Below are 1,857 nucleotides of genomic sequence, written 5' to 3' on the forward strand. Positions count from 1 at the left end.
AGGGCGGGCGGGGGGGCGCCACCGGAGGCCGCCCGGTGCGCGCCGCCGCCCTGGCGGCTGGCGTCCTGCGCTGCGGCCTGGTTCCACAGGTCGGACAGATCGCGCGCGTCGAGCTGGCCCTGCTCGGCCAGTTCGGTCAGCAACTGCCGCTTGAGCGCGCCGTCGGGCAGGGCGGACCACAGTGGCCGCGCGTTGCTCACCATGTGGGCCCGGCCTTCGGCGGTGCCCAGGTCGCAGTTCTCGCGGGCCGCCTCCAGCAGGAAGCGGCTGAGCGGCAGCGCCTCGCCCACCTGGCGGGCGAAGGCGTCGGTGCCGTGTTCGCGGATGAAGCTGTCTGGGTCGTGCTCGGCCGGCAGGAACAGGAATTTCACGCTGCGCGTGTCGGTGGCGTAGGGCAGGGCTCCGTCGAGCGCCTTGCGCGCCGCGCGCCGCCCGGCCGCGTCGCCGTCGAAGCTGAACACCACGGTGTCGGTGAAACGGAACAGCTTGTGCACGTGGTCGGGCGTGCAGGCCGTGCCCAGCGTGGCCACGGCGTTCGGGAAGCCGAGCTGCGCCAGCGCCACCACGTCCATGTAGCCTTCCGTGACCAGCACGTAGCCGTGCTCGCGGATAGCGGTGCGCGCCTCGAACAGGCCGTAGAGTTCGCGGCCCTTGTGGAACACGGGCGTTTCCGGCGAGTTGAGGTACTTGGGCTTGTCGTCGCCCAGCACGCGCCCGCCGAAGCCGATGCATTCGCCCTTCACGTTGCGGATCGGGAACATGACGCGGTCGCGGAAGCGGTCGTAGCGCTTGTCGTCCTCCTCGTTCACGATCACCAGTCCGCTTTCGGCCAGCAGGGGGCTGTCGTACTCGGGGAACACGCTGGCCAGATTGCGCCAGCCCTCGGGCGCATAGCCCAGGCCGTAGCGCTTGGCCACCGTGCCGGACACGCCGCGCCCCTTGAAGTAGCCCACCGCGCGCGGCGAATCCTTGAGGTGCTTGCGAAAGGACTCACCGGCCTTCTCGAGCACGTCCGTCAGCGTGGCCTGCTTTTGCCGCTGGGCGGCGGCGCGCTCGCGCTCCTGGGGCGAGACGTCGTCCTGCGGCACCTGCAGGCCCACTTGCTGGGCCAGGTCCTGCACGGCCTCCACGAAGCCCATGCCGGCGTGCTCCATGAGGAAGCTGATGGCGTTGCCGTTCTTGCCGCAGCCGAAGCAGTGGTAGAACTGCTTGGAGGGGCTGACGCTGAACGAGGGCGATTTTTCCCCGTGGAAGGGGCACAGCCCCATGAAGTTGGCGCCGCCCTTCTTGAGCTGCACGTAGCGGCCGACGATGTCGACCAAATCGACGCGGGCGAGCAATTCCTGGATGAACGACTGGGGGATGGACACCCGGCGATTGTCCCCCAACGCGCCGGTGCCGGCACCCGCCGGCCGGCCCGCGGGTCAGTTCGCCGGGTGGCGCGCCTCGCGCGGGCTGAGGCCGAAGCGGCGCTTGAACATGCGCTGGAAGGTGGAGGGGTCCGAAAACCCGCACCGCAGCGCGATCTCCGAGAGGCTGGGCCGCTCGGTGCCGGCGCCCGCGGTCGCGGTGATCTGCTGCCAGGCGGCCTCCAGCCGGGCGCTCCAGATGGCCGCCGCCACGCCTTCGCCATGGCGTGCGAACAGGCGGTACAGCGACGCACGCGAGCATTCCAGCAGCACCGCCAGCCGCTCGGCGCCGAAGGCCCGGGTCGCCGCCAGTGGCGCCGCACCAGGCCCCAGGCCGCCCGGTACAGGCTGTCGTCGAAGCGGCCTGCATCGGCCTGCAGGCCGGCCTTTTGCGATGTCTGCAGCAGGGCCAGGGCCATGTCGGTGCAGGCTTTCAGCGCCACGGTGC

2 protein-coding genes are annotated in these 1,857 nt (G+C 70.9%); both read right to left on the reverse strand.

Annotated elements, in window-relative coordinates; translation table 11 throughout:
• On the reverse strand, positions 1 to 1,370 hold a 1,370-nt coding region (dnaG, locus tag AC27IQ_RS23600), incomplete at its 3' end, for a DNA primase (RefSeq protein ID WP_487091006.1).
• A gap of 54 nt (positions 1,371 to 1,424) precedes the next feature.
• Positions 1,425 to 1,857 (reverse strand): helix-turn-helix transcriptional regulator (locus AC27IQ_RS23605; RefSeq protein WP_487091007.1); only part of this gene is annotated, 433 nt, incomplete at its 5' end.

The sequence above is a fragment of the Acidovorax sp. KPB24-07 genome, from assembly GCF_057543315.1.